This window comes from Rhodoferax koreense, assembly GCF_001955695.1.
GTDB lineage: Bacteria > Pseudomonadota > Gammaproteobacteria > Burkholderiales > Burkholderiaceae_C > Rhodoferax_B > Rhodoferax_B koreensis.
The window spans coordinates 21,045-44,468 of sequence record NZ_CP019238.1 but is presented as its reverse complement, the minus strand read 5'-3'; the positions used below and the strand labels follow the sequence as shown (position 1 = coordinate 44,468).

28 protein-coding genes are annotated in these 23,424 nt (G+C 65.7%); 7 read left to right on the top strand and 21 right to left on the bottom strand.

Going from position 1 to position 23,424, the window contains the following annotated elements:
- Positions 1 to 2: 2 nt before the first annotated feature.
- The 6 genes from RD110_RS27220 to traJ are packed head-to-tail and all read right to left on the bottom strand — an operon-like array spanning position 3 to position 7,581.
- Complete coding sequence (locus RD110_RS27220) at positions 3 to 392, bottom strand: protein TraD (RefSeq protein WP_006122510.1); 390 nt, start codon at positions 390 to 392, stop codon at positions 3 to 5.
- Positions 393 to 413: 21 nt separating this feature from the next.
- On the bottom strand, positions 414 to 2,477 hold the full coding sequence (locus RD110_RS27215) for a DNA topoisomerase III (RefSeq protein ID WP_011114056.1): 2,064 nt from the start codon (positions 2,475 to 2,477) through the stop codon (positions 414 to 416).
- An 11-nt stretch (positions 2,478 to 2,488) separates the two neighbouring features.
- Positions 2,489 to 3,025 carry a conjugative transfer signal peptidase TraF gene (gene traF, locus RD110_RS27210; protein WP_006122512.1) on the bottom strand — a complete coding sequence of 179 codons (537 nt, stop codon included), beginning with the start codon at positions 3,023 to 3,025 and terminating at the stop codon, positions 2,489 to 2,491.
- Positions 3,022 to 4,935 carry a type IV secretory system conjugative DNA transfer family protein gene (locus RD110_RS27205; protein WP_000694765.1) on the bottom strand — a complete coding sequence of 638 codons (1,914 nt, stop codon included), beginning with the start codon at positions 4,933 to 4,935 and terminating at the stop codon, positions 3,022 to 3,024. Before RD110_RS27205 ends, traF begins: the two co-directional genes overlap by 4 nt.
- The gene (gene traI, locus RD110_RS27200; protein WP_011117146.1) at positions 4,932 to 7,172 is read right to left on the bottom strand and encodes a TraI/MobA(P) family conjugative relaxase; all 2,241 of its coding nucleotides are present in this window, start codon (positions 7,170 to 7,172) and stop codon (positions 4,932 to 4,934) included. The genes RD110_RS27205 and traI overlap by 4 nt, the downstream gene beginning before the upstream one ends.
- A gap of 34 nt (positions 7,173 to 7,206) precedes the next feature.
- Positions 7,207 to 7,581, bottom strand: coding sequence for a conjugal transfer transcriptional regulator TraJ (gene traJ / locus RD110_RS27195; RefSeq protein ID WP_000426567.1), 375 nt, complete (start codon positions 7,579 to 7,581; stop codon positions 7,207 to 7,209).
- Between the two features lie 373 nt (positions 7,582 to 7,954).
- Between traJ and RD110_RS27190 the strand changes: the two genes are divergently transcribed.
- From RD110_RS27190 to RD110_RS27180, 3 genes are read left to right on the top strand one after another with little or no spacing between them, the layout of a single operon-like run.
- A complete protein-coding gene (locus RD110_RS27190; RefSeq protein ID WP_001127128.1) occupies positions 7,955 to 8,353 on the top strand; it encodes a TraK family protein in 399 nt (132 codons plus the stop codon).
- A complete protein-coding gene (locus tag RD110_RS27185) occupies positions 8,353 to 9,078 on the top strand; it encodes a nucleotide-binding protein (protein ID WP_001062597.1) in 726 nt (241 codons plus the stop codon). The genes RD110_RS27190 and RD110_RS27185 overlap by 1 nt, the downstream gene beginning before the upstream one ends.
- A complete protein-coding gene (locus RD110_RS27180; protein WP_000718516.1) occupies positions 9,078 to 9,518 on the top strand; it encodes a conjugal transfer protein TraM in 441 nt (146 codons plus the stop codon). Before RD110_RS27185 ends, RD110_RS27180 begins: the two co-directional genes overlap by 1 nt.
- A gap of 202 nt (positions 9,519 to 9,720) precedes the next feature.
- On the opposite strand, the gene kfrC is transcribed toward RD110_RS27180, so the two are convergent.
- The 13 genes from kfrC to RD110_RS27115 all read right to left on the bottom strand — a co-directional run bounded on the left by kfrC (position 9,721) and on the right by RD110_RS27115 (position 17,990).
- Positions 9,721 to 10,374, bottom strand: coding sequence for an IncP plasmid survival protein KfrC (gene kfrC / locus RD110_RS27175; RefSeq protein WP_000826922.1), 654 nt, complete (start codon positions 10,372 to 10,374; stop codon positions 9,721 to 9,723).
- 28 nt (positions 10,375 to 10,402) lie between these two features.
- Positions 10,403 to 10,750, bottom strand: a complete 348-nt coding sequence (gene kfrB, locus RD110_RS27170; protein ID WP_000664557.1) for an IncP plasmid survival protein KfrB — start codon at positions 10,748 to 10,750, stop codon at positions 10,403 to 10,405.
- A gap of 170 nt (positions 10,751 to 10,920) precedes the next feature.
- A complete protein-coding gene (locus tag RD110_RS27165; protein WP_011117145.1) occupies positions 10,921 to 11,952 on the bottom strand; it encodes a DNA-binding protein in 1,032 nt (343 codons plus the stop codon).
- A gap of 179 nt (positions 11,953 to 12,131) precedes the next feature.
- Entirely contained in the window at positions 12,132 to 13,181 is a 1,050-nt protein-coding gene (locus RD110_RS27160; RefSeq protein WP_011114060.1) for a transcriptional repressor gene korB, read from the bottom strand.
- Entirely contained in the window at positions 13,178 to 13,942 is a 765-nt protein-coding gene (locus RD110_RS27155; protein WP_000855329.1) for a ParA family protein, read from the bottom strand. Before RD110_RS27155 ends, RD110_RS27160 begins: the two co-directional genes overlap by 4 nt.
- Entirely contained in the window at positions 13,939 to 14,241 is a 303-nt protein-coding gene (locus RD110_RS27150) for a transcriptional regulator KorA (protein ID WP_010890110.1), read from the bottom strand. The genes RD110_RS27155 and RD110_RS27150 overlap by 4 nt, the downstream gene beginning before the upstream one ends.
- 113 nt (positions 14,242 to 14,354) lie before the next feature.
- The gene (locus RD110_RS27145) at positions 14,355 to 14,885 is read right to left on the bottom strand and encodes a DUF2761 domain-containing protein (protein ID WP_011117143.1); all 531 of its coding nucleotides are present in this window, start codon (positions 14,883 to 14,885) and stop codon (positions 14,355 to 14,357) included.
- Position 14,886: 1 nt separating this feature from the next.
- Positions 14,887 to 15,216 carry a KleE stable inheritance protein gene (gene kleE / locus RD110_RS27140; RefSeq protein ID WP_010890113.1) on the bottom strand — a complete coding sequence of 110 codons (330 nt, stop codon included), beginning with the start codon at positions 15,214 to 15,216 and terminating at the stop codon, positions 14,887 to 14,889.
- 144 nt (positions 15,217 to 15,360) lie between these two features.
- Positions 15,361 to 15,576, bottom strand: coding sequence for a DUF2688 domain-containing protein (locus RD110_RS27135; RefSeq protein WP_010890114.1), 216 nt, complete (start codon positions 15,574 to 15,576; stop codon positions 15,361 to 15,363).
- Positions 15,577 to 15,634: 58 nt separating this feature from the next.
- On the bottom strand, positions 15,635 to 15,871 hold the full coding sequence (kleA, locus tag RD110_RS27130; RefSeq protein WP_000041932.1) for a stable inheritance protein KleA: 237 nt from the start codon (positions 15,869 to 15,871) through the stop codon (positions 15,635 to 15,637).
- Positions 15,872 to 16,030: 159 nt separating this feature from the next.
- Complete coding sequence (gene korC, locus RD110_RS27125; protein WP_011117141.1) at positions 16,031 to 16,288, bottom strand: transcriptional repressor KorC; 258 nt, start codon at positions 16,286 to 16,288, stop codon at positions 16,031 to 16,033.
- Between the two features lie 16 nt (positions 16,289 to 16,304).
- Positions 16,305 to 17,510, bottom strand: coding sequence for a protein KlcB (locus RD110_RS27120; RefSeq protein WP_011405605.1), 1,206 nt, complete (start codon positions 17,508 to 17,510; stop codon positions 16,305 to 16,307).
- A 51-nt stretch (positions 17,511 to 17,561) separates the two neighbouring features.
- Positions 17,562 to 17,990, bottom strand: coding sequence for an antirestriction protein (locus RD110_RS27115; protein WP_001095942.1), 429 nt, complete (start codon positions 17,988 to 17,990; stop codon positions 17,562 to 17,564).
- Between the two features lie 168 nt (positions 17,991 to 18,158).
- On the opposite strand from RD110_RS27115, the gene RD110_RS27110 reads away from it, so the two are divergent.
- Together RD110_RS27110 and RD110_RS27105 are read left to right on the top strand one after the other, a co-directional pair.
- Positions 18,159 to 18,428: a ribbon-helix-helix domain-containing protein gene (locus RD110_RS27110; protein WP_001260984.1), complete on the top strand. Its 270-nt coding sequence runs from the start codon at positions 18,159 to 18,161 to the stop codon at positions 18,426 to 18,428.
- Positions 18,425 to 18,739 (top strand): type II toxin-antitoxin system RelE/ParE family toxin, encoded by a 315-nt coding sequence (locus RD110_RS27105; RefSeq protein ID WP_011117139.1) that lies wholly within the window; start codon positions 18,425 to 18,427, stop codon positions 18,737 to 18,739. Before RD110_RS27110 ends, RD110_RS27105 begins: the two co-directional genes overlap by 4 nt.
- 1,322 nt (positions 18,740 to 20,061) lie before the next feature.
- Here RD110_RS27105 and trfA read toward each other — a convergent pair.
- Together trfA and RD110_RS27085 are read right to left on the bottom strand one after the other, a co-directional pair.
- Positions 20,062 to 21,282: a plasmid replication initiator TrfA gene (trfA, locus tag RD110_RS27090; RefSeq protein ID WP_011114072.1), complete on the bottom strand. Its 1,221-nt coding sequence runs from the start codon at positions 21,280 to 21,282 to the stop codon at positions 20,062 to 20,064.
- 46 nt (positions 21,283 to 21,328) lie between these two features.
- Positions 21,329 to 21,670 carry a single-stranded DNA-binding protein gene (locus RD110_RS27085; protein WP_000019167.1) on the bottom strand — a complete coding sequence of 114 codons (342 nt, stop codon included), beginning with the start codon at positions 21,668 to 21,670 and terminating at the stop codon, positions 21,329 to 21,331.
- A 113-nt stretch (positions 21,671 to 21,783) separates the two neighbouring features.
- On the opposite strand from RD110_RS27085, the gene RD110_RS27080 reads away from it, so the two are divergent.
- Positions 21,784 to 22,146 carry a transcriptional regulator gene (locus RD110_RS27080; RefSeq protein WP_010890126.1) on the top strand — a complete coding sequence of 121 codons (363 nt, stop codon included), beginning with the start codon at positions 21,784 to 21,786 and terminating at the stop codon, positions 22,144 to 22,146.
- Positions 22,147 to 22,455: 309 nt separating this feature from the next.
- Positions 22,456 to 23,418, top strand: coding sequence for a P-type conjugative transfer ATPase TrbB (trbB, locus tag RD110_RS27075; protein WP_000132020.1), 963 nt, complete (start codon positions 22,456 to 22,458; stop codon positions 23,416 to 23,418).
- Positions 23,419 to 23,424 lie beyond the last annotated feature (6 nt).

The following is a 23,424-nucleotide window of genomic DNA, read 5'->3' as shown; positions in this document are numbered from 1 at the left end:
GGTCAGCCCTCCGAAGCCTTGCGCGCGGCGGCCTGGGCAACCGTCTCGCCGGGCCGCAGGTCGTACAGCTCGCGGGCGTTCGTGGTGGTGATGAACGGCGGGATGTCGGCGCTCGGGCCTTCGTCGTCCAGGAATGCCGGCTCCAGCGCGCCATCGACTTCCACCAGGTCGTCGCCGCTCGCGGCGGCGTCCTGCTCGGACAGCGCGTCCTCCACGAACGCGCCCACGCGCTCGGCTTCGTCGGGGTCGAACTCGACCTGGAAGCCGGGCGTCAGCGCGTCGGCCATCTTCTCGCGCACGGCCTCGCGGCCGGCGGCGTCGTCGTCAACCGGCGGCAGGACGGCCAGCGGCTCGTCGTGGGCGGCGGTGTTGGTGGTGGTTTGCTCGTTCATGGTCGATCTCCTTCGCTGTGGTCATTCGGATGCCGGGCCGTTGCGGCCCTTGCTGTAGTCGGGCCGACCCTTGAGGTCGGGGTAGGTCTGCTTGCATGTGGGGAAGTTGCTGCAACCCCACCAGAATTGCCCCTTCTTCTTGCTCGGCCGGCGCGACAAGCCGCTGCCGCAGGCCATGCACTTGTGAAGGGATGACACCGGCGCGGCTTCCTTGCCGCCGGCGATGGTCACGGCTCCGCTGTTGGCCTTCGCCACCTGGTCGCGGATGAACGTCTCTTGCTTCGTGATGAAGGCGTCCAGGGCGGCCGTGCCCTGCTCGACGCCTTTCAGCATCCGCTCGTAGAGCGCGGTCAGCACCGGGCTTTTCACAACCTCGGGCAGCGCGTCGATGACGCTGCGGCCGAGGGTCGTGCTGATGATCTGCTTGCCTTTGACGGCCAGGAACTCGCGCCGCTTCAACTCGGAAATGATCGACGCGCGGGTGGCCGACGTGCCGATGCCGTCGCCCTCGCGCAGCATCTTCTTGTGCTCGGCATCGCTGACGAACTTGTGGATGTTCTCCATCGCGCGGATCAGCGTGCCCTCGGTAAAGCGCGCTGGCGGCTTCGTCTTGGCGTCCTTGCGGGTGGCGTCCGTGCAGGTCACGGCGTCGCCCTGGGCCATCGACGGCAGGGCCTGCGTGCCGCTGTCGTCGTCCTCGTCCTTCTCGCCTTCCTCGTCGGCCTGGCTGTACACGTCACGCCAGCCGTTGCGCGTGACTACCTTGCCGCTCGCGGCGAAGTTCTCGCCCGCGATCTCGACGCCCACGGTGGTCTGCATGTACTCGTGCAGCGGGTAGAACTGCGCCAGGTAGGCGCGCACGATCAGGTCGTAGATGTTGCGCTCGCGCTCGCTGAGGGCGGCCTTGCTGCCCTTCTGCATGGTCGGCACGATGCCGTGGTGCGCGGTGATCTTCGAGTCGTCCCACGTCTTGGACTTGATACGCGGATCGGCACCATCGACCAGGCCGGCCAGTTCGGGGTTGACGTGCTTGATCGCCTCCAGCACGCGCGGCGCGTCGGCGTGCTGCGACTCCGGCAGGTAGGCGCAGTCGGTGCGCGGGTACGAGGTCAGCTTGTGCGTCTCGTAGAGCGCCTGGCAGGTGTTCAGCACGTCCTCGGCGCTGTAGCCGAACTTGGCCGAGGCCAGTGCCGTAATGTCGGACAGGGCGAAGGCCAGCGGCTGGTTCTGCTTCTTGGCCTCCTGTTTGTACGCGGCGATGGTGCCCGGCTGGCCCTTGACGGCGGCCACCAGGGCGTCGGCGACGGCGGTATCGACAAGGCGGCCTTCGCTGTCCAGGCCGGCTTGATCCTCCTTCGCCTTCCATGCGGCGGCGAAGCTGCCGCCGGCGTGCTGCACCACCGCCCGGATGGTGTGGTACGGCACGGCCTTGAATGCCTCGATCTCGCGGTCGCGGGCGACCACGAGGGCCAGCGTCGGCGTCTGCACGCGGCCCACGGTCAGCAGGGCGCGCGAGCCGCCGCGCTGCGCGCGCAGCGTGTACGCGCGGCTGAGGTTCATGCCGATCAGCCAGTCGGCGCGCTGCCGCCCGCGTGCAGCGTCGGCCCAGCCTGCATAGGTGGTGTTCTCCTTCAACGCGGCCAGGCCGCGCTTGACGGAAACGGAGTCCTGCGCGCTCACCCAAAAGCGGCGCACCGGCTTGCTGTTGCGGAAGTGCTCCAGCACTTCGTCAACCAGCAACTGGCCTTCGCGGTCGGGGTCGCCGGCGTTGACGATCTCCTTGGCCTCCTTGAGCAGCTTGCCGATCACGGCGAGCTGCTTCTTCGCGTCGTCCTTGGGCTTGAGAATCCAGCTCTCGGGGATGATGGGCAGCTCATCGACGCGCCAGACCTTCTTGCCGGACTGGCCGCGCGGCACGTCATCGGGCGTGTACTCGTCGGGGTCGGCCTGTTCGAGCATGTGCCCGAAGCACCAGGTCACTTTGTCGGTGCCGCACTCGATGAAGCCGTCGCCCTTGCCGGTCGCGCCCAGCTCGCCGGCGATGGCCTTGGCGACGGACGGCTTTTCTGCGATGAAAAGGCGCATGGTGTGTCTCCCTACCAGGTGATGACCGGACGGATCACGGTCTTGATTTGCGAACGATTGATCGGGCCGAAGTAGCGGCCGTCGAAGGATGTGGCGCTCACGTCCGACATAAGCAGCACCTCGGAATTGCCGAGCGTGTAGCTGTTGGACTGATAGCGCGGCAGCGGCCGACCGGCCTTGTCGGCCTTGATCGGCGCGCTGAGGGGCAGCAGCTCGCCGTTGACGCGCACGCCGTCATCGGCGACGGCGACGGCATCGTCTTTAGCGGCTAAAACGCGCTTCATCATGTAGCCGTAGCCGCCCTGGCAGAAGCCGGCCCCGATGTAGCCCCTCTCCTTGGCGTCATCGAACACGCCGAGCTGCGGCGGGCAGAAGAGGACGTAGGCCCCCTTCTCCACCGGCGCGCTGCTCGTCCAGTACAGGCCGACCGGAATGCTCTTGGTGGTGTTCACGCGGGCACCGGCGGCATAGCCGCCGGCGGCCAGCAGCAGGGCGGCCACGCCCGCGATGACGACGCCTGCCGCGATGCGTTTCAGGATGCGGCTCATATCGTGATGCCCTCCCCTTCCGTCTCGGCCTGTGCGACGGCGCGCAGGCGGTCGCTGACCTTGGGCGCAGGGATCGCGGCGCGTGCCGAGAACACTGGGTCTTTGAAGTACAGGGGTTGCTTGCCGTAGATCGCCGGGTAGCCCGCGACGTAGATCACCATGTCGCCGGCTTCTTCGATCTCGCCCTGGGCGTTCTTCTTTGGCCCCGGCATGCGCAGGCATTCGTCGGGCGTCAGCAAGGGCCGCTGCACTTCCTGGTAAGTGCGCGACACCTGGCCCAGCATCGCCGCCGTGCGGCGGCCGCTGGTCGTGATCTGCTCCTTCACCACGGTGGTCTGCCCGGTGAGGCGGGACAGGTGTTCGGCCGTCTCGACGCGGTTGGGCGGGTAGGCGTTCTGCACGTGGCAGTTCGACGTGATGCTTTCGTCGTGGCCGTAGCCCGTCTCGCGGCTCTTGAGCTGGTTAATGTCCTGGCAGATGAGGTAGCACTTGATGCCGTAGCCGGCCACGAAGGCCAGCGACTCTTGCATGATCTCCAGCTTCCCGAGGCTCGGGAACTCGTCCAGCATCATCAAGAGCCGGTGCTTGTAGTGCGCCACCGGCCGGCCGCCCTCGAAGTCCATCTTGTCGGCCAGCAGGCGCACGATCATGTTCACCATGACGCGCACCAGCGGCCGCAGGCGGGCCTTATCGTTGGGCTGGGTGACGATGTAGAGGCTTACCGGGTCGTCCTCGTGCATCAACTGCTTGATGCGGAAGTCCGACCGGCTGACGTTGCGGGCCACCACGGGGTCGCGGTACAGGGCCAGGTACGACTTGGCCGTGGACAGCACCGATCCGGCTTCTTCCTCGGGCCGATCCATCATGTCGCGGGCCGCCGAGCCGATGGCGTGATGGTTCTGGCCGTCTACGTGCCCGTAGGTCGCCATTTCCATCCAAAGCTCGCCAATGTCCCGGTTCGGGTCGGCCAGCATCGCATCGACGGACGGCAGCGTGGCGGTGCCGCCATCGTCCTTGGCCTTGTACAGCGCGTGCAGGATCACGCCGACCAGGAGCGCGAAGGCGGTCTTCTGCCAGTGCGAGTCCAGGCCCTTGCCGTCCGGGTCAACGATCAGCGTGGCAAGGTTCTGCACGTCACCCACCTCGTATTCGGTGCCGAGGCGGATTTCGTCCAGCGGATTCCAGCAGACGCCGCCCGAGGTGCTGGCCGGCTCGAAGCGCAGCACCTTGTTCTTGGCGTGCTTCTGCCGCCAGCCGGCGGTCAAGGCCCACAACTCGCCCTTCAAGTCGGTGATGACGCTGCTCGCGCCCCACGACAGCAGCGTGGGCACCACCAGGCCGACGCCCTTGCCCGAGCGCGTGGGCGCGTAGGTCAGCACGTGCTCGGGGCCGCTGTGCCGCAGGTAGAAGAAATTGCCGTCCTTGTCCTGCCAGCCGCCCACGTACACGCCGGTAGCCGTGGGTGCGGCCTTGCCGGTGACGATCTCCAGGACGTTGCGCTCGCGTGGCAGCAGGCCGGCCGCCTGAATGTCCTTCTTCTCGGCCCAGCGGGCCGAGCCGTGCAGGTACTCGTTCGCCTTCGAGCTGTTGGACGTGACGACCTTCGCCACGGCCACGCCCAGCAGGCCCACGGTCGAAACCAGCATCCCCATGCTGCCGGCCTTCATGATCTCGTCCGGGTACTGGCTGTACCACTTGTACGTCCAGTGCAGGATCGACCAGGGCGCGTACACGTGGCCCACGTTGGGGCCGAGGGTCGCGTGATAGGCGAACGTGTGGGCGAAGAACTGCGTCGCGGCCTGGAGGCCGCCGACCATCGAGGCCGCGCCCAGCACCGGCAGCAGCTTGCTCGGCTTCGGTTTGGCGGTTCGGACTTGCGGCCCTACCGCGTTGTTCATCTTGATCTTCATCTACTCCTTCCTTTCGACGTTTTGATGGAGCCTTTCGCGGTGATCGAGACGGCATCGCCGACCGCGATGCGCGTCAAGCGCCGGGCCGTGGCCTGGTCGATGGGCATAACCATGACCTCATCACCTCGTTTCAAGAGGGCCAGCGCCTGGCCCTCGATAGTCCTGGTGCCCTGGAACGTGAGCGCACCATCACCGGCAGTATATCGGGAATGCTTCGGTATATCGAAACCTTTTAGGCGCTTTGCCTCGCGTTCGGCGATGTACTTGTCGGCGGCGGCGACGCCCGGCGGCGTCTGGCCTACTCCTGTTCCTGGCCGAGAAATTCCCCGTCGCAGTGCGTGATCTGGTTGGGTTCCTTGCTGCTCCACGTGACGAGGAACATCACGCGGCAATAGCACTTCACTTCCGCCGGCGATGCGAACCACACCGAGTTCGGACAGTGCTCGCAAACGGTGCTGGCTTTGGGGCGGCGGTTTTCTTCCAAGGCGTCCAACGTCGGGCTTCCGGTGGACGGTGGCGGCGTGAAGGCCGGCGTCGGCGCGGTCGCCTCGGCCGGCGGCTGGCCGGCCGTCGCCTGCTCGGGCGACGGCTGCGGCTCCGGTAGCGTGCTGGTCGGCAGCGGGCCGCTGTCCAGGGCCGCCAGCGCCGCGTCCAGTTCGTCCTCGATGCTCTGGTCTTTCGGTTCGCTCATGGGTGTTCTCCTTGTTCAAAAGCGCCTGCCGCCGGCTCTCAAGAGCCGGATCGGTGAAGGTGATGGGTAGCTGGGAATCGACGGCGGCGCGGATCATCTGCGCCTTGAACTCCACCGTGCCGTTGACGGTGATGCGGTTGCCGTAGCGTTGCATCGCCAGGCGCAGGGCTTCTTGCAGCCCTTCGCGCGTGGCCTCGCGGGAGACTTGCAGGCGGTCACCGTCATCGCGCACGGCGCTCATGCCGGCGCGGAAGATGATCGTCCCCTTCTTCGTGATGTTGTCCACCGCCGGCGCGTGGCCGGGCTTCGCCTGGCCCTCGCCCCGGATGGTGTTGCCCTTGAGGCCCTGGGCCGCCTCGCGGGCGCGCAGGGCGGCCAGGGCGTCGGCGCCGCCGTGCTGCGCCTCCTTCTTGAGCCAGTCGGCCCACGTGCGCCGGCGGTGCTCGGCGTAGAGGGCCGTGCGCTCCTGCTGGAACTGCTTGTTGATCGCCTGGATTTCGCTGCGCAGGGCCTTGCTCGCCTGGGCGTACAGCAGCTTCTTGTTCGCGCGGCCCTCGCCGACCACCTTAATCGTGGCGCGGCGCAGGCGGTTCGACCTCTTGGCCGCCTCGATCAGCCGATCCTTGCGATGCCGGGCGCGCTCCAGGGCCTGGGCGCGCGCCGTGGTCAAGTTCTGCTGCTCGGCCTTGTACTTCGCGTACAGCTCCACGGTGTTGACGCGAAGGCGGATGGGGTCTTTGCGGTACTGCCGCTTCGCGGTGGTTTGCGCCTGCCGTTCGGGCGAAGCCTCGAACGGGCCAAGCCGCGCCTCCAGGCTCGGCTTGGAAAGGTCGCGGGCTACTGTGCTCGCCTTCACCATCGTTCCGTCGCCGGCCTCGAACACGAGGCCATTGGCGCGGACGCGCAGCTCCATTCCGTTGTCGCGCATGACCTGGTGCAGTTCCTGCCAGGACTGCGCGCCCTTGATCTCGTCCAGGCACTCGCGCTTGACCCAGCCGACCAGGCTTTCAACGCCGGCATGCCGCTCCATGTCGGCGGCCCGGCCCTCCGCGCCGCGCTTGCGCGGCTCGTGGTTGTCGCGCTCCAGGCCGTAGTCGCGCTCCAGGGCCGTGCAGAGTTCCGCCAGCGCCCGGTGCGGGTAGTACGGCTCGTGCATCGTGTGCCGCGTCGGGTGAATCTTGTTGATGGCGATGTGGATGTGCAGGTTGTCGGTGTCGTTGTGGACGGCACTGATTCGCTGATGCTCGCCATAACCCAGCCCGACGCAGATGCGTTCCTCAATCGCGCGCAAGGTGTCGGCGCTGGGCTGCTCGCCGGCCCGGAAGCTGACGATCAGGTGGTAGGTCTTGTCGCCCTTCGCGCGGGTGTTCGTGTGCTGGGTCGCCAGCACCTCCGTGATGGCGTCCTGGATGGAACCGGCTTCGCAGTTCGTCGCCTGCACGTGGCCCAGCCGGTGGTCTTTGCTTTGGGCGTCGGTGATGTAGTTCGCCAGGCCCGCGAAGTCGCTCTTGCCAAGCGAGCGCATCGGCACGTGCTTGGCGATCATGGCCGCCCCTCCGGCTTTTTAGCCGCTAAAGAAGTCAAGGCTCGGCCCTCGGCTGAACCACGGCCTTCATGATCCGGCTCATTTCGTCCTGGGTGGCCTCGATCCGGCCCAGCAGGGCCAGGATGGTCGCCTCGCCGAACTGGAGCGTTCGCACGTCATCGGTCAGCCAGAGCTTGAGCAGGCCGCCAAGGCGGCCAAGGTCGCCGTTGACGCGCACCAGCTCGCGCACGTGCTGGTAGTCCATGACGCCCTTGATCTGGTAGCCCTGGCCCACGTCGCGCAGATAGCGCGCCACGCTGACGCCCGCCCTCTTGGCGTTCGCCTCGATCTCGTCTTTCTCTTCGGGGAACACCGGCACCCGCAGGTGCTGCCGCCGCCGGCGGCCGTGTTCCTTTTCGTCGTTCTCCATGCCTCGCCTCGTCTCTCATGCCGGCGGTAGCCGGCTGCCTCGCAGAGCAGGATGACCCGTTGAGCGCCCCCGGCGCGAATAAGGGACAGTGAAGATAGATAACCGGCTCGCCGGTTAGCTAACTTCACACATCCTGCCCGCCTTACGGCGTTAATAACACCAAGGAAAGTCTACACCAGCCATTACGATTTATCCGCAACTATCGCGCTATCAGGCCGCAAAAGCAGCAACGGATATAGCGAAACCCGCCACAATGGCCCATAATGCCGCTATCGAAGCGTGCCAATGCACGCCGATAGCGGACTTTTTGCGTTTCCGTAGCGCCGCTTAGTAGCGTTACATTTGCGATGAGAGGATTAGATGGACGAACACGATGCCAAAGACCTACCCCGAAGAGCTGGCTGAATGGGTGAAGGGACGGGAAGCCAAGAAGCCGCGCCAGGACAAGCACGTGGTCGCGTTCCTGGCCGTCAAGAGCGACGTTCAAGCGGCGCTCGATGCGGGCTATGCGATGAAAACGATCTGGGAGCACATGAAGGAAACCGGCCGGCTGCGCTGTCGGTACGAAACCTTCACCCAGCACGTGAAGCGGTACATCAAGGCCGCGCCGGTAGCTTCCCCGCCGCCTCCCGCCACTCCCCCGGACAGCCAGCCCAAGGGCGCGAAGCCCGAGCCGAAGGCCGCCCCGCCGGCCTCGGAATCCAAGAGTGAGCCGCCCAAGATCGGCGGCTTCACGTTTGATGCGACTCCAAAGAAAGAGGATTTACTGTAATGGCGAAAATTCACATGGTTCTGCAAGGCAAGGGCGGCGTCGGCAAGTCGATGATCGCGGCCACCATCGCGCAGTACAAAGCCGGCAAGGGACAGAAGCCGCTTTGCATCGACACCGATCCGGTGAACGCGACGTTCGAGGGCTACAAAGCCCTCAACGTGCGCCGGCTCAACATCATGGACGGCGACGAGATCAACACCCGGAATTTCGACGCCCTGGTCGAGATGATCGCGTCGGCCGAGGGCGACGTCATCATCGACAACGGGGCCAGCTCGTTCGTGCCGCTGTCGCACTACCTCATCAGCAACCAGGTGCCGGCGCTGCTCCAGGACATGGGCCACGAACTCGTGGTGCATACGGTCGTCACCGGCGGCCAGGCCCTGGTGGACACGGTGAGCGGCTTCGCCCAGCTCGCCAGCCAGTTCCCGGCCGAATGCCTGTTCGTGGTCTGGCTGAACCCGTATTGGGGGCCAATCGAGCACGAGGGCAAGGGGTTCGAGCAGTTGAAGGCGTACACGGCCAACAAGGGCCGTGTGTCCGCCATCATCCAGATTCCGGCGCTGAAAGAGGAAACCTACGGCCGCGACTTCGCCGAAATGCTCCAGGATCGGCGCACCTTCGATGAGGCCCTGGCCGATTCGGCGCTCACGATCATGACGCGGCAGCGGCTCAAGATCGTGAAAACCCAGCTCTTCGCCCAGCTCGAAAACGCGGCGGTGCTCTGATGGCGGCCGACGACAAGATCGAGGAGCTGATACGGGAGATCGCGGCCAAGCACGGCATCGCCGTGGGCCGCGACGATCCGATCTTGATCCTCCAGACCATCAACATGAAGCTGATGCAGGACAGCGCATCGGCCCAGCAGGAAATCTTGGACGCCTTCAAGTCGGAACTGGAGTCCATCGCCCACCGATGGGGTGATGACGCCAAGGGAAAGGCGGAAAGGACGCTCAACGCGGCGTTGGCGGCCAGCAAGGACGCCATGACGCGGGGAATGCAGGAGGGCGCGAAGGCGGCCGCCGAGGCCGTGCGGCGTGAGGTTGAGGCGGTGACGGCGCAGCTCGTCGCGCCGATCCGCGAGGCGCGGCGCGTCGCCATGATGAACATGGTCGCGGCCGGCATGGCGGTCGTGGCCGCCGGCCTGGCCCTGTGGGCCTCGCTGTAGATGGCGATGCGGGATCTCATCGTCAGAACTGGCGATGGTCGACCGCGCCGGCGGCATCGCCAGGTTCGGCGATGCTGGCCAGCTCCCGGCATCGTCGCTTGTGACGATGCTGCAGGATGATTCCGCCAGGCCCTCGGCGGGCCTCCCTCGCCAGAAATGGCGATGCTCGAGAAAAAAGCCCGGCGACCGCCGGGCTTCGTTTTTATGCGGGCCTGGCTGACAGGCCCAAGGACTGCGATCTCCCTGGCCGCTCCTGGGCCTGGGATTGCTTGCGCTCCTGCTCCTGCTTGCGCATCAGCAGCTCATGCCGGCGGGCGGCCTCGCGCATGGCATCCCAATCGGAAGCCAGCTCGGGGTTCTCGGCGCGCATCTTGCGCGTCGCCAGCTCTTCGATCTTCGGCGAGTGCAGGCCCATGCCTTCCTTGATCTCGCGGACGGCCTCCAGGCGCGCGTGAAGCGTCTGCAAGCGGGCCTGCTGCTGCGCCTGCTGGTTCTGCCAGGCTCGCTTAGAGCCGGGCAAGGAAAGCCGGCCAGGCGCGGACGCCTGGGTCTGCTGCAAGCGGGCCTGCTGCCGGTCGATCAGGTTTTCTAGCCTGTCCTCGATGTGCTCCACCTGGTCGTGCTTGGCCTGCACGTAGAGCGCCAGGGTTTCGGGGTAGGACTGCTCGACCGGGGCCGCCTCTAGGGTGGCCTGCTGCTCGATCTCGGCCGCCTGGGCGGCCTCCAGCAAGTCGGCTCCGGTGTCCTCGCGCGAAGCGCCGAAGGCGGCACCGCCGAGGGTGGCCGGCGCGCTGACGCGGGCCGGCTTGGTGGCGCGGCTCTCGGTGCCGCTGCCGGGGATGGTGAGTCGTTTCAAGGGCGTGCCTCCTTTTTAGCCGCTAAAGCTACATGGAGCGCCCCCGCGTCAGTTTCGGGGCCTCTGCGGCGACTGCCGCCTTGCCCTGGGCGTTGTAGCTGATGCTCTTTGCGCTCCCAATTTCAGGTACTTTATCGAAATCTGACCGAGCGTGCATGACAAAGTTCTTGCCGATCTGCTGGTACACGTTGGTGGCGTCGGCATGAACGATCACGCCGGCGTGGGTCTGCTTCTTGTCGGCCGCTTGGGCCGTGTACAGGTTGTAGATGCCGGGCTTCAACGCGCCCGCCTTGTCTACTTTCTGATTCGTCCAAGCGCCGTCCTTTTCGGCCTGAACGATGCGTTGACCGTTCATGACCAAGAGGCGTTCTTTCATCGGGCACTCCTATGGTTGCCGTGGTTCTCAAAAGGGTGATGGTGGCCCCATGCAAGCCGCGCTCCAACAAAAAAGCCGACCTCGGCAAAGCGAGGCCGGCTCTTCCCAGCGGCCGGGTTGTGCGTTTTGTCAGGGTTCCAGGGTAATTTTAAGGAAAACCAACCGATTTATCAGGTCTTTTTGCGTCCGCCGCTGGTCGGATCGGCCGCCCGGCCTTGCGCCATGACGGTTTCCAGGGCCTCCAGCCGGCCGCGAAGCCCGGCCGCTTCCTCGCGGGCCTGGGCAGCGTCGCGCTTCGCCTGGTCGCGCTCGCCCTGGGCGGCGGTCAGCCGCTCGGCCTGGCGGTGTGCCTCGGCCGCCATCGCCTTGCGCTGCTCCTGGTGGGCCTGCTCGGCCGCCTCGGCCTTGGCCTGCACCTTCACCAGCTCCGCGCGCACCTGGTCGCGCTCGGCGGCGGCCGCCTCGGTGGCCTTCCGCTGCTCGGCCTGAGCGGCGCGCGCCTGGTCGGTCGCCTGGTTCGCCCGCTCCAGGTCGGCACGCAGCTCGCCGGCGCGGCGCTCGATCTCGGCGGTACGGCTGTTCGCGGCCGCGAGGTCGGCCCGCAGGGCCTCCACCTGGTCGGCGCTGGCCGTGGCCCTCTCCTGGGCCTTGTCGCGCTCTGCGCGCGCCTGGCGGGCTTCCTGATGGGCGTGATCCAGCTCCGTGCGCAGCTCGCCGGCCCTGGCCTCGGCCGTGGCCGCGCGCTCGCTGGTCGCCGCGAGCTTGCCGCGCAGCTCGTCGGCCTCGCCCTTGGCGGCCGCCTCGACGGCCTCCAGGGCCGCGACGCGGGCCTTGGCCTCGTCCAGCTCGCCGGTGAGCTGGTCGGCCAGCTCTGCGGCTTCCTGGCGCGCTGCTTCCGTCTCCTGGCGCACGGCCTCCAGCGCCTCGCGCTCGGCGGCCAGGCGGTTGTTCGCCATTTCCAGCGCCACGGCCCACAAGTCGCCGCCCAGCTCGGCCAGCTTGTCGGTGATCGCCTGCGGTGCCGGCTCGCGGATCGGGGCGGCCTGGCTGGCCTTGCGTGCGCGCCACTCGTTCATCGCCTCGCTGATGGTGGTGAAGCTGCCGCTGCCGAGCTGCTTGCGCACGTTCGCCAGCGTGGGGTTCTGGCCGGCCGCGTCCAGTTCGTCGGCCACCGCAAATATCTGCTCCTTCGAGATCGCCATGTCGGGCCTCCTTTGGCCGGTTGTATGTTGTAGCGTGTAGCATACTACAACATACAACACTACGCAAGCGGTTTAGCTGAACCTTTTTTAGCGGCTAAAACGCGGGCAAAAAAAAGCCCCGCTCGATGGCGGGGCGATGGGTGGGGGTCGGTGGTCGGCGATGCCCGGCGCTGGGCGTGTCAGCCCTCCAGCAGCGCGACAAGCTGCACGGTGCCAAGGTCGGCCTCGAACTCCTGGCCGTCATCCTCGTATTTGAGCCAGGCCCAGCCCTCGGCCGGGGGCCGGCGGTTGAGGATCAGCCGTGCCGGCCGGTCGTCGTGCTTGACCTGGATGATGGCCTTCTTGAGCTTGTCGGGGTCGGCCTCCTTCGGCTCCTTCTTCCCCTTGGCGTCATCATCCTGCGGCCCCTGCTCGCCGTCGCCGGCCTCGGCGTCGGTCTTGCCGGTCAGCGCATCGACGGTGTTGGGATCACGGTCGCCGTCCTCGTGACTGCGCTTGTCCTCCAGGAACTCGCGCAGCAGCTTCACCGAGCCGCGCGTCAGCTCCTGGCTGTCGTCGGCCAGCCAGGCGGCCACCTCGTCGGGGTTCTTCTTGTAGGCCGTCACCAGCTCGTTGATGACAGTCACGTCCTTGCCCCGGCCGCTATTGAACGCCTCGGCAATGGGTTCGGGCAAGTCCAGCAGCGTGACGTGCTGCGTGACGAAGGCCGGCGACTTGCCGATCTCCTTGGCGATCTCGCCCTTCTTCTTGCCCTTCGCCAGCTCGCGGCCGATGAAGTCGGCGATCTCACGCGCCGTCAGCTCATTGCGTTGCAGGTTCTCGATAACCTGGTCGGCCTCGTTGTAGTCGTTGTCGATGAAGGCCGGGATCGTGGTCTTGTGCGCCCACTTCGAGCCGCGATAGCGCCGCGCGCCGTGGTTGATGAGGTAGCGCCCCGGTGCGTCCGGGTTCTCGCGCACGCTGATGGGCGACTTCACGCCGCGCGCTTTGATCGTCTCGCCGATCTCCGCGATGCTCTCCGGCGAGAAGCCGGGGTTGTCGGCCGTGCGCGGCTGGTGCGGGTCTTCGTCGATCAGGTCAAGCGGCAGCTCCTGCGGGCCTGCGCCGCCGGCGTTGGCCGCCGGCTGCTCGTTCAGCAGGCCGGCCAGGTCGCCCAGCCCGTCCAGGCCCAGCCCGGACGATTGCGGCTTGTCCTGCTCCTTCTTCTTGGCGTTGGTCTTGGCGCTCATTGCGCGATCTCCATCTTCGTGAACACGTAATCCGCCAGCGCACGCACCTCCTGGGTGGCCTTCCGCGCGGCGGTCTTCTTGATCTTCCACACCGGCATCTGCTCGCCCAGCGCCTCGGCGATGCTGTCACGCGCGCCGATGCTGAACGGCAAGATGAGCTGCGGGTATGCCTGCTGCAACGTCGCCAGGTTGTTGACGTGGCGCGGCTTCCGCGCGTCCACCTTGTTCGGCACCATGCCGAGGAAGCGCAGCTTGGGGTTCTGCTTGCGCAGGTTGCTGATGACCGCGACCATCTTCTTCATGCCCTGCAAGCTGTACGCCTCCATTTCGATGGGCGACAGCATGTAGTCGGCCGTCAGCACGGCCGCCGTCATGGCGACGCCAAGGGAGGGGGCCGTGTCGATCAGGCACACGTCGAAGAACTCGCCCAGCGCGGCCACACTGGCCCGCAGCGCGGCGGCCGCCTGGGAAAGCTCCATCTTGTCCAGGTTCGCCAGGTTGGCGTCTGCCGCGATCAGCGCCAGGCTCTCGCCCTCGCGCTTGCCGAACCAATACCGCAGGTCATCGGTGTCGCCGGTGAACAACTGGCTGGCGAGGTAGCCCGATTGGTACGCCGACAGCGTGAACGATGCGTTGCCCTGGGTGTCCAGGTCGATCACGGCCACGCGAAGGCCGCGCTCCAGGAAGTCGAATGCCAGGTGGCAGGTGGCGAACGTCTTGCCTTGACCGCCCTTCTGAATTGCCGTGACCAGTGTTTTCATGACTTGGGTTCCTGTTTCCTCTTGGCGTCTGCTTCCCACTTCTTGACGATGAACGCTTGATGCTCCGGCAGTACCGCCGTCACTCGCTCGAAGCCCTCGGGGAGCTGTTCCCCTGCTGCTGCCCATACGCGACTGACCGCCTGCGACACCGCCCCCTTGGTCAGCCCCAGCGAAGTGACAAACTCCGCCTGGGGCCGGCCATCGACCAGCACGCCGCGCGCTATGTCGATGGTCTGCTGCCCGATCTCCAGCCCCTTGATGGCCGTCTGGAATTGGGCTTCGGTTAGCCGTTTCTTCATGGATTGCACCCATAACACTCCACACCCGGTTTGTTGAACAAATGGCGGTGCCAGCCGCCGACCATGTGCAGAAGTTTAGCTAAACCATGCGAAGCCGTCAAGCGTTTTAGCGGCTAAAAATTTGTTCGCGCCTTGTCGATGGCCGATGCCGTTGCGGCCGTCGCCCGCGCCTGTCGCCAGTGGTCGGAATCCACCGCGCACGCGCAAAGCGTGGCCCCGTCCTGGTCGTAGAACACGGCCGGCCGGCCCTCCACCTTCGCCTCGATGCGCAGCGCCTTGGCAGGCAGGCCCAGCCCGTCCGCGATGACGGCCAGGGTGGCGCGCTGCAAGGCCAACTCTTCCCCCTTGGCGTCAATGAGCTGTGCCGCATGGGCGGCACTCAGGAAGAACGTCATCAGCGGGCCTACGGTGCGCGTGCCGCCGCTGGCAAAGCACACGTCGAAGGAACCGCCGCCCACGTGCGGATCGACGCCCTCCACGAGACGCCAGGGGTCAAGGCCCCATTCTTCGGATTGCGCGCTGTACCAGTAGGCCGGCGCGTCGCCGTTCAAGTCGCTGTCCGCGTACTCGCGCACCAGGACGGCCACGCGGCCAGTGGTCGGCTCCACGAAGCCAGGCGGGTAGGGGAGGGTCTGCTTTGCCATGTCAAAGCCCTTTCGGTTTGTAGATCGAAACGAAGTAGGTGATCGCGGTCAGTGCCGCGAAGTACGCCAGGAACGACCAGCCGGCATACACGCCAGGCGTGTTCCAGTGGTAGAGCATCCGCACGAACTGGAAGAAGGTGATGATCGCCAGCACCCACTTGAGCACCGGCCAGACCAGCACGGTCGCCACCCATACGAACTTGACCAGGCCGGCCACCAGGCCCCGGCCTTCGGCCTTGGGTGCGGCAGGCGCAGCAGCGGGCGCGGCAGGCTGCACCGGCTCGGGAGCCGGCGGCTTGCTCGCCCTGGGGAACTTGACGATGTTGGACATGGCTTGACCCTCCACGCGGTTACGTGTTGAATGCTGGATGCTCCCACTCGGAAGCATGGTTACGGTGTGCCAGCACCAGGCCAAGCGCCCCGGATCACTCCGGGGCGTTCCTCCACCTGGGGCCGTCGAACGTGTGGAATGCCGTCATTGCAGCGTCGCTCCGCTCATGCGTCGCACGGCCGCCGCCAGCAGCATTTCCGTCAGCTCGTTATCTTCCTCCGGCGTGATGCAGCCGCCGCAGATGCTGCCGAACTTCTCGCGGGCATCATCGGCGCCGATGATGGTGTGGCTCAAGGTTCGGATGCTCTTGCCGCAGCGCCGGCAGCACGTCTCGATGATCTCGATCTTGCCTTTGCTCATGGGACTGTTTCCTCTTGGCGTTCCGTTGATGACCCGGCCGAAGCCGGGCCGCCTTCCCTTACCAGCCGACGCTGCGCTTGGCCTGCTCGACCGCTTGGCTCGACCATTCGCCCTTGGCACTGGCCTCCAGGCTCAAGGCGGCGAAATAGGCTTTGCCGCGCAGCTCTTCCGCCTGCTTCACCAGCTCGGCCGCCTCGGCCATCGTGGCCTCGATCTGGTCGCGGCGGGCTTGGAAGTCGGTGGCTTCCACATTCGGCAGGGCGTCAACCCAAGGCATGATCTTGTTCTTGCTCATCGGAACCTCTCCGGTAATCGACCTGGGCGGAATGCCCGGCCTTCAAGTGCTATATTAGGACAAAATGTCCTAGCCTGTCAAGCACTTTAGCTAAACTATTTTCGCTTTACCGTAGTCCGATGCCTAGCACTTTAGCCGCTAAAGCCTCTTTCCCTGGCGTCAAGCCTCTTTCCAGATCAGCCCGAGGCCGGCGTAGTCGCACAGCAGCGCCCACGCGGCATAAGGGATCGGCGTGTCCTCGCCCACCCATCGCCGGATCGTCCGGTCGCCCTTCGGGCCGAGGCCCAGCACCTTCGCGGCTTTGCCGCCGGTGAGGCCCGCCAGGCGCAGCACCTCGCGCACCTCTTCGCCGCTCGGCTGCGCCCACCGCTCGGCCGGCTTCAAGCACTCCAGCCGGATATTGGCGTCGTTCGTCATTCGTTTCTTCTCCTGGTCACGTGATAAGCCGCAGTTGGTCGAATCCGTAGATCGACTGAATGCAGCTCGGGTCTGAATCCACCACACGGCGGCCCGCGCGGTTGGTCTTGTATGTCACCGGCCGGTCGTCATGCGCCCACACCTGGCGGGTGTCTGGATGCACCTTCACGATGATGACGCGCTTGCCGATCTCCTTGGCGAACACCGGATGGTGGACGCTCACGATCTCGCACCGTTGGCCTGGTGCGGGCGTGAACTCCACCAGGTCGGCCGGGCCTGCATCGCCATTCCTGGCGGTGCTGCAGGATGCTTCGCCTGCGCCCGGCATCGTCGCTTCTGGCGATACAGGCCCAGCCTCGGCCTTGCAATCGTCAGCTTTGGCGGTGCTGCAGCGCATCGCCGTTTCCGCCGATGCGGGATCTCGCTCGCGGCCCCCGGCCTTTCCCTTGGCGTTCGACCTGGCGGCCCTGGCCGCCTTGACCTTGCCCGCCGCCTCGGCCGCCCAGCGCCGCGCGATGAACGCCTTGTGCGCCGGCAGCACCACATCGACCAAGACGAAGCCCGGCGGGATCGTCACGGTCGCCGGCTCGCGCCGCGCCGGCGGCACCAGGCCGGCCAGCCAATCGGGCAGGGGAGCGTCGGCCAAGCGGTCGCGGTAGTTGGCCTCGATCAACACCGGCCGCTTCTTCTCGGCCAGCATGGCCGTCAGGATGCCGCGCGCAACCTCGTCCACGGTCATGCAGCCCCGCGCCGTGTCGAAGTGCGAGCGATAGCCCGTCGCCGAGATAAACGGCCTGTCCAGGTCAACCGCGTGGAACTGAAAATGCGCGTTGAGCGGCCCGCCATAACCGGCCTCGTACTCCACCAGGGCGCGCACGTCGCCCGCCACGGCCAGGAACTGGCCGCGCTGGCCCCACAAGGGCACGTCCCCCGGCACCGCAGCGCAATGCCGCTCGATGACGCGGCCGGCGGCCTCGTCGTCGGCCATGCACCCGAAGTTCGTGCCGCCGTTCAGCTTCCAGATGATCGCCTCGTATCGGTCGCCGGCCAGCTCGGCCGCCGCCCCGTCGCCGCGCATGACAGCCGCGTCGATCTCCACCACGGCCGCAACGGCCGCAGCCAGCAGGCCGTCACGGTCTGCCGGCAGCTCGGCCAGCAGCTCGGCCGCCGGCGCGCTCCAGTCCTGGCCCGCCTGGGCCGGTTGCTTTGTTCGCTTCGCCATCGCTTGACGTGCTCCTGGTGCAGCCCCGGCCGGAGCCGGGGCCGCCCCTCATCAGTCAATAGCCCGGTAGATCGCAGCGGCCTCGGGGTGGCCGGCCGCGAAGCCGCGCAGGAAGTGATAGCGGTCGATCAGGGCGTCGGCCGCGTCCGTGCCGGCGATCTCGGCCGCGAGCTGGCCGAGCGCGAACAGGGTTGCGACAATGCCGGCGGCGTCGGCCGACAGTTCGCCCCGGAAGCCGTTGCCGTCTACCTCGATCTCCAGGCGCTCGGCCAGGTCGGGGGCCAGGTAGAAACCGCCGTCCGACAGGGTGTAGTAGTGCCAATACGCGCCGTTGTAGCGTTCGCAGAGCCGGCGCAGCCAGGCGTACACAAGGGCCTCGCCGCGCATCATCAGGCGCGGGCCGAAGTAGGTAGGCAAGAAGTCGAGGCGCTGGGCCTCGGCGACCAGGGAAGCGGTGACGGGTTGGTCTTGGGTGTTCATCGGAACTCTCCGGTAGTTGACCTGGGCGACATGCCCGGCCTTCAAGACGTATATTAGGACAAAATGTCCTAACCTGTCAAGCACTTTAGCTAAACTTTAGCCGCTAAACTGGACTTCGTCCCCTTGGAGTGATAGGATTGAATCCTATTGAACCGAATGGAGGCCGCCATGCGAACCACCCAGCAACTGAGCATCACCCTGCCGAACGACATGGCCGACGTGGTGAAAACGAAGGTCAAGACCGGGGAGTACGCGAGCGAAAGCGAGGTCATCCGCGACGGCCTGCGTGCGCTACTCGCGCGTGATCGCGCCGTCGAGTCCTGGCTTCACAACCAGGTCGGCCCGGCGTATGACGCCCTGAAAGCCGATCCCTCCCGAGCCGTCACCGCCGACCAGGTGCGCGCCCGCCTGGCCGCCGAGCATGCGAAGGCGCAATGAGCTACGCGGTCGTCTTCTCGCCCGAGGCCGAAGAGCAGCTTGCCGAGCTGTACCGCTACATCGCGGCGGCGGCGTCGCCTGACGTTGCCGCTCGCTACACCGAGGCAATCGTCACCTATTGCGAAAGCCTGCGCACGTTTCCACTGCGCGGCACCATGCGCGACGATGTGCGGCCCGGCCTGCGCATCACGAACTACCGCAAGCGCGCCGTGATCGCCTTCGATGTGGCCGGCGATCTGGTTTCCATCATCGGCGTGTTCTACGGCGGGCAGGACTACGAGTCGATCCTGCACGACGACGCGGACGACTGAATTCCCCCGCTTCTTGACACTTGAGGGGCGCAATCACGCCCTGGGCCTGGCAGGCCGACCCCTCCCTTGGCGTTCAACCTTGCGGCCTTCGAGCTGGAGCCATCTTCCGACTTGGCGACGGCGCAGGAGTCACCGCGGCCTTGACAGTTGGGGAGTCCAGAGGGGGCCTTGGCCCCCTTTGGAAGAGCACGAACTTCTGCCAGGCGCTTGCGCCTGGCTATGGTCAGCCGTAGCGCCGTAGGCGCTCCATTCTTGGGGTGAAGGCCGTAGGCCGAGGGGCAACGCCCCTGGGGGGATGGGAGGCCGCTTTAGCGGCCGGGTGGGATCGAGAAGGGGGGGCACCCCCCTTCGGCGGCCGATTATTCTGCGGGGCACCTTGGGCCGGTTTGCCGCTTTTTTCGACACCCGGTTATAACAACTAGGTTTAATATAAAGGTTATGAAGGGTTAAAAGCCGGTTAGCTTGACCGGAAAACGCGCGCAAGCCGTTGATACGCCAAGGAAAAGGCTCGAAGGGCCGCCCCTCAAGTGTCAATGGATAAGCCCCTCAAGGGTCAATAGTCTGCCCGTCAAGTGTCAAGGATCGCGCCCCTCATCTGTCAGCACCCCCGCCCCTCAAGTGTCAGTACGGCAAGGGCCTTGCCAACAGGCTTATCCACAACTTCTGTGGATAAAGCCAGCCCGATCAAGCACATAGGCCGCCTCGACGGCCTCCGGCGCGGCTCCAGCCGGCCGATTTCGAGGCCGGCCCCTCATCTGTCAGCATCGCGCCGGGGTGCGCTGCCCCCCAAGTGTCAAGAAACGCCCCTCAACTGTCACCAGCCGGCGTTTTGTCCCCAAACGATCCACAAGGCCGACCAGGCAGCGCCGGCCCTCTATGGCCCCGAGAAGGGGCCAGAAAGGCCCGCCAGGGCCTCGTAGCCTAGCGGCGAGGGCCACCGGCCCGGTGAGCGTCGGGAAGGCGCTGGAAGCCCGCCAGGGGCGAGACGGGCGGCCGTGGCCGCCTGGCTCGATGCGTAGCACGACATAGCCGGTTCTCGCGGCCGCCGGCCGGGAGAATCCCCCGCAGCTTGGCCCCTCAAATGTCAAAGAGCGGATCTCATCGTCGGAAGTGGCGATGGGGCCCTCGGGGCATCGTTGGATGTGGCGATGGTCGACCGTGGCCAGGACGTGGCCAGGACGTGGCCAGCCTCGCCGGAAGTGACGATGCTGCAGCTCGACGTGCGCGAGCTGGTGCGCGGTACTGCCTCGCCGGAAGTGGCGATGCTCGAGAAAAAAAGCCGCCTCGATCTCGGGCGGCTCCAGGGGAGGGCAGGGGGGCGATCACCGCTTGCAATGCACCAGGTCGTCGTTCACCCACGCACTTTCGACCAGGCCGTTTTCGCGCAGCTCGTCGCACGCTTCGCCTACCTGCTCGCGCCACTTCTTCGGCCGGGTGGAATCCGAGCCGCACATCAGCCGGAACGTCTCCAGCTTAAGCGGGTACGGCTCCTTGTGGGTGGCGAAGTAGTCGAACATGCGCCGCGCGGTGGGCGACAGCTTGCGGTACTTCTCCCACACGAATTTCGTGTAGTGGTCGCCGGCGAACAGCACCACGATTTCGGCGTCGATCTCGACCTGGCAGCGCGACGTGCGCTTGCCGCGATCCAGGACGCGGAAGCGCCGGATCAGCGACACCGATTCGAGCCGGCCGATGCGTTGGGATGAGAACTGCATGGCCGACGCCTGGAGCCGCGTCAGGCATTCCTCGGCCCTTGTGTAGTACCGACCGTTGATTGACCAGTCCAAGTCCTGGCAAAGCTCGTAGAACGTGAAGGAAACCGGCTCTCCGAGCGCGGTGCGCTTCGCGTACTCCAGCACCTGGGCGAATACCAGCTCGTCGTCGTCGGCGCGCAGTTCGATCCCGGTGTAGGTGATCTCCACGTCTTTGTTGACGTGGTAGATCGACTGGCCTTGCAGCGCGGCGCGCGGCACCTTCTTGTTGCGGACGGTGAAGATCGCCGACCGCCCGAAGTCGTTGGGCAGTGCCCGCATGTGATCCGGCCAGGGAGCCAGGTCGAACAGCGAGAGCTGCATGTCCTTGATCTGCTGCTTCGTGTGCTTGAGCAAGGCCGTCTGCTTGGCCTCGCTGACCTTCTCGGCCAGCTCACCGCCGGCCGTTCGCTTCTTGGTCGCCATCGCACTACTCCGTTTGTCCTGGGCCAGCGCGCCGATCTGCTCGGCCATCTTGTTCACGGCGGTGCGCGGTTCGGGCGGCAGGCCCATCGTGCGCGCAAGCTCGGCCGATTCCTGCGCCATGCGCTCGGATCGCTCGACGGCGGCACTTGCCGGCGTCGGTAGCTTCGGCGGCAAAGCCGCCTCGTTGTCGCCGGCCGTGGCCGGCAGCTCGAAGAGGGAACCGGCGGGGCGGAAGGCCCCGCCGGCGCTGCCCGAGTCCCTGCGAGCGGCGGCGGTACGGGCGGCAAGGTCGGTGGCGTCGGCTTCGCTAAGCCCGCCCTCGATGAGCTTGCGCCTGTATTCCTGCTCGTTGAACTCGTTCTGCATCTAATCTCCCTCCTAGCATACTGCCCGGCCGTGGCCGGGCCTGGCCTTACTGGCCGCCGCCTGGCGCTTTGGTGTCCAGGTATTCGATTTCCTCGGCGATGAAATCGAACCCGTATTCGGTCTTGCCGTCCTTCTCGTACTTCGTCGGCTCGATGCGGCCCTGGACGAACACCTTGGAGCCTTTGCCCAGGTACTTGCCCGCGTTCTCGGCCAGGCCGCCGAACGACTTGATGCGGAAGAAGTCCGTCTGCTCCTGCTTCGCACCGGCTGCGTTGCGCCACACGCGATTGACAGCCAGGTCGAAAACGGCGCGGGCGCTGTTTTCGCTATGGCGAACGTCGGTATCGCGGGTAAGATTACCGATAAACTGGAACAGGTTGTGGCTCATTCGTCATGCTCCTTTCGCTAATGGAGTCGTCAGTTTAGCTAAACCTGCGTCCGTGGTCAAGAACTTTAGCGGCTAAAATTTTCTGCCGCCCGCACCGAGAAGGCATACGGGCCTTGTACAACTACATCTTCTTCACGAACGTGCTCCGGCTGCTCGATGAGCGGCACATGACGAAAAAGGAGCTATCGGACAGGTCGGGGGTTTCGATCTCCTTCCTGTCCGATCTCACTACTGGCAAAGCCAACCCCTCCCTAAAGGTGATGGAGGACATTGCGCAGGCCCTTGAAACTCCCCTGCCGCTCCTGCTTGAATCGACCGACCTGGACAAAGAAGCCCTTGACGCCCTGGCCGGCGGCAAGGCACCCCGAAGCCTGCCGCCAGGCTTCGAGCGCGTGGCGGCCGTGCTGCCAGAACACCAGGCGTTCATCGTCAAGAAGTGGGGCGAAGCGACAAGGAAGAAACTTAGAGGGAGTTGACGCCAGGATGTGAGAAGGGAAGGGAAGCGGCGCGGAACTGAGCCACAAGAGCCAGCCAAGTTTTAGCCGCTAAAGCCCGCCGGGGTGGCTCAACCCCCGGACAACCCATAACGCAAACGCCACGGGTTCGGCGCGAGGGCGCACGGAGCATGCGCCGCGTTGTCGCCTCTTTCGCCCCTGCAATCCGCGATGCAACGTCGCGGCCGAAGTCACCCTTGTGCGCTTCGGTGTTGCGGTCGAAATTAGTTCGGTATATCGTATGAACCTGTATAGAATGCGCGAAACGCAACGGCATACAGGGCATACGGAATGACCGACCAGAAACCAGAACACAACAGCATCAAGGAACGGGCGAAGAAGAAGCTCGAACGCGACATGGGGCCGGAGCTGCTGGCCGCCCTCAACGATCCCAAGACCGTTGAAATCATGCTCAACGCGGACGGCAAGCTCTGGCTCGAACGCCTGGGCGAGCCGATGAAGTGCATCGGCACGCTGCGCGTCGCGCAGGCGCAAGCCATCATCGAAACCATCGCGGGCTACCACGGCAAGGAAGTCACGCGCTCCAAGCCGATCCTGGAAGGCGAGCTGCCCCTTGATGGCAGTCGCTTCGCCGGCCAGCTCCCGCCGGTTGTGCCCGCACCCACCTTCGCCATTCGGAAGAAGGCCGTCGCCATCTTCACGCTCGATCAGTACGTCGAACGCGGAATCATGACCGCGCCGCAGCGCGAGGCATTGATTGCAGCGGTGCGCGCGCACCGGAACATCCTTGTGATCGGCGGCACCGGCTCGGGCAAGACCACGCTGGTGAACGCGATCATCAACGAGATGGTGATTCAAGACCCGACCGAGCGGGTTTTCATCATCGAGGACACCGGCGAAATCCAGTGCGCCGCCGAGAACTACGTCCAGTACCACACCAGCATCGACGTGAACATGACGGCGCTGCTGAAAACCACCCTCCGCATGCGCCCCGACCGAATCCTGGTCGGCGAGGTGCGCGGCCCCGAAGCCCTTGATCTGTTGATGGCCTGGAACACCGGGCACGAAGGAGGTGCTGCAACCCTGCACGCAAACAACGCCAAAGCTGGATTGGATCGGCTCGCCATGCTCATCAGCATGCACCCCGATTCCCCGAAACCCATTGAACCGCTTATCGGCGAGGCGGTTCACGTGGTTGTTCATATCGCCCGCGTCGAAGGCTCGCGGCGCATCCAGGAAATCTTGGAGGTTTCCGGGTTCGCCAACGGCCAGTACATCACCAAAACCCTCTGACTAGGA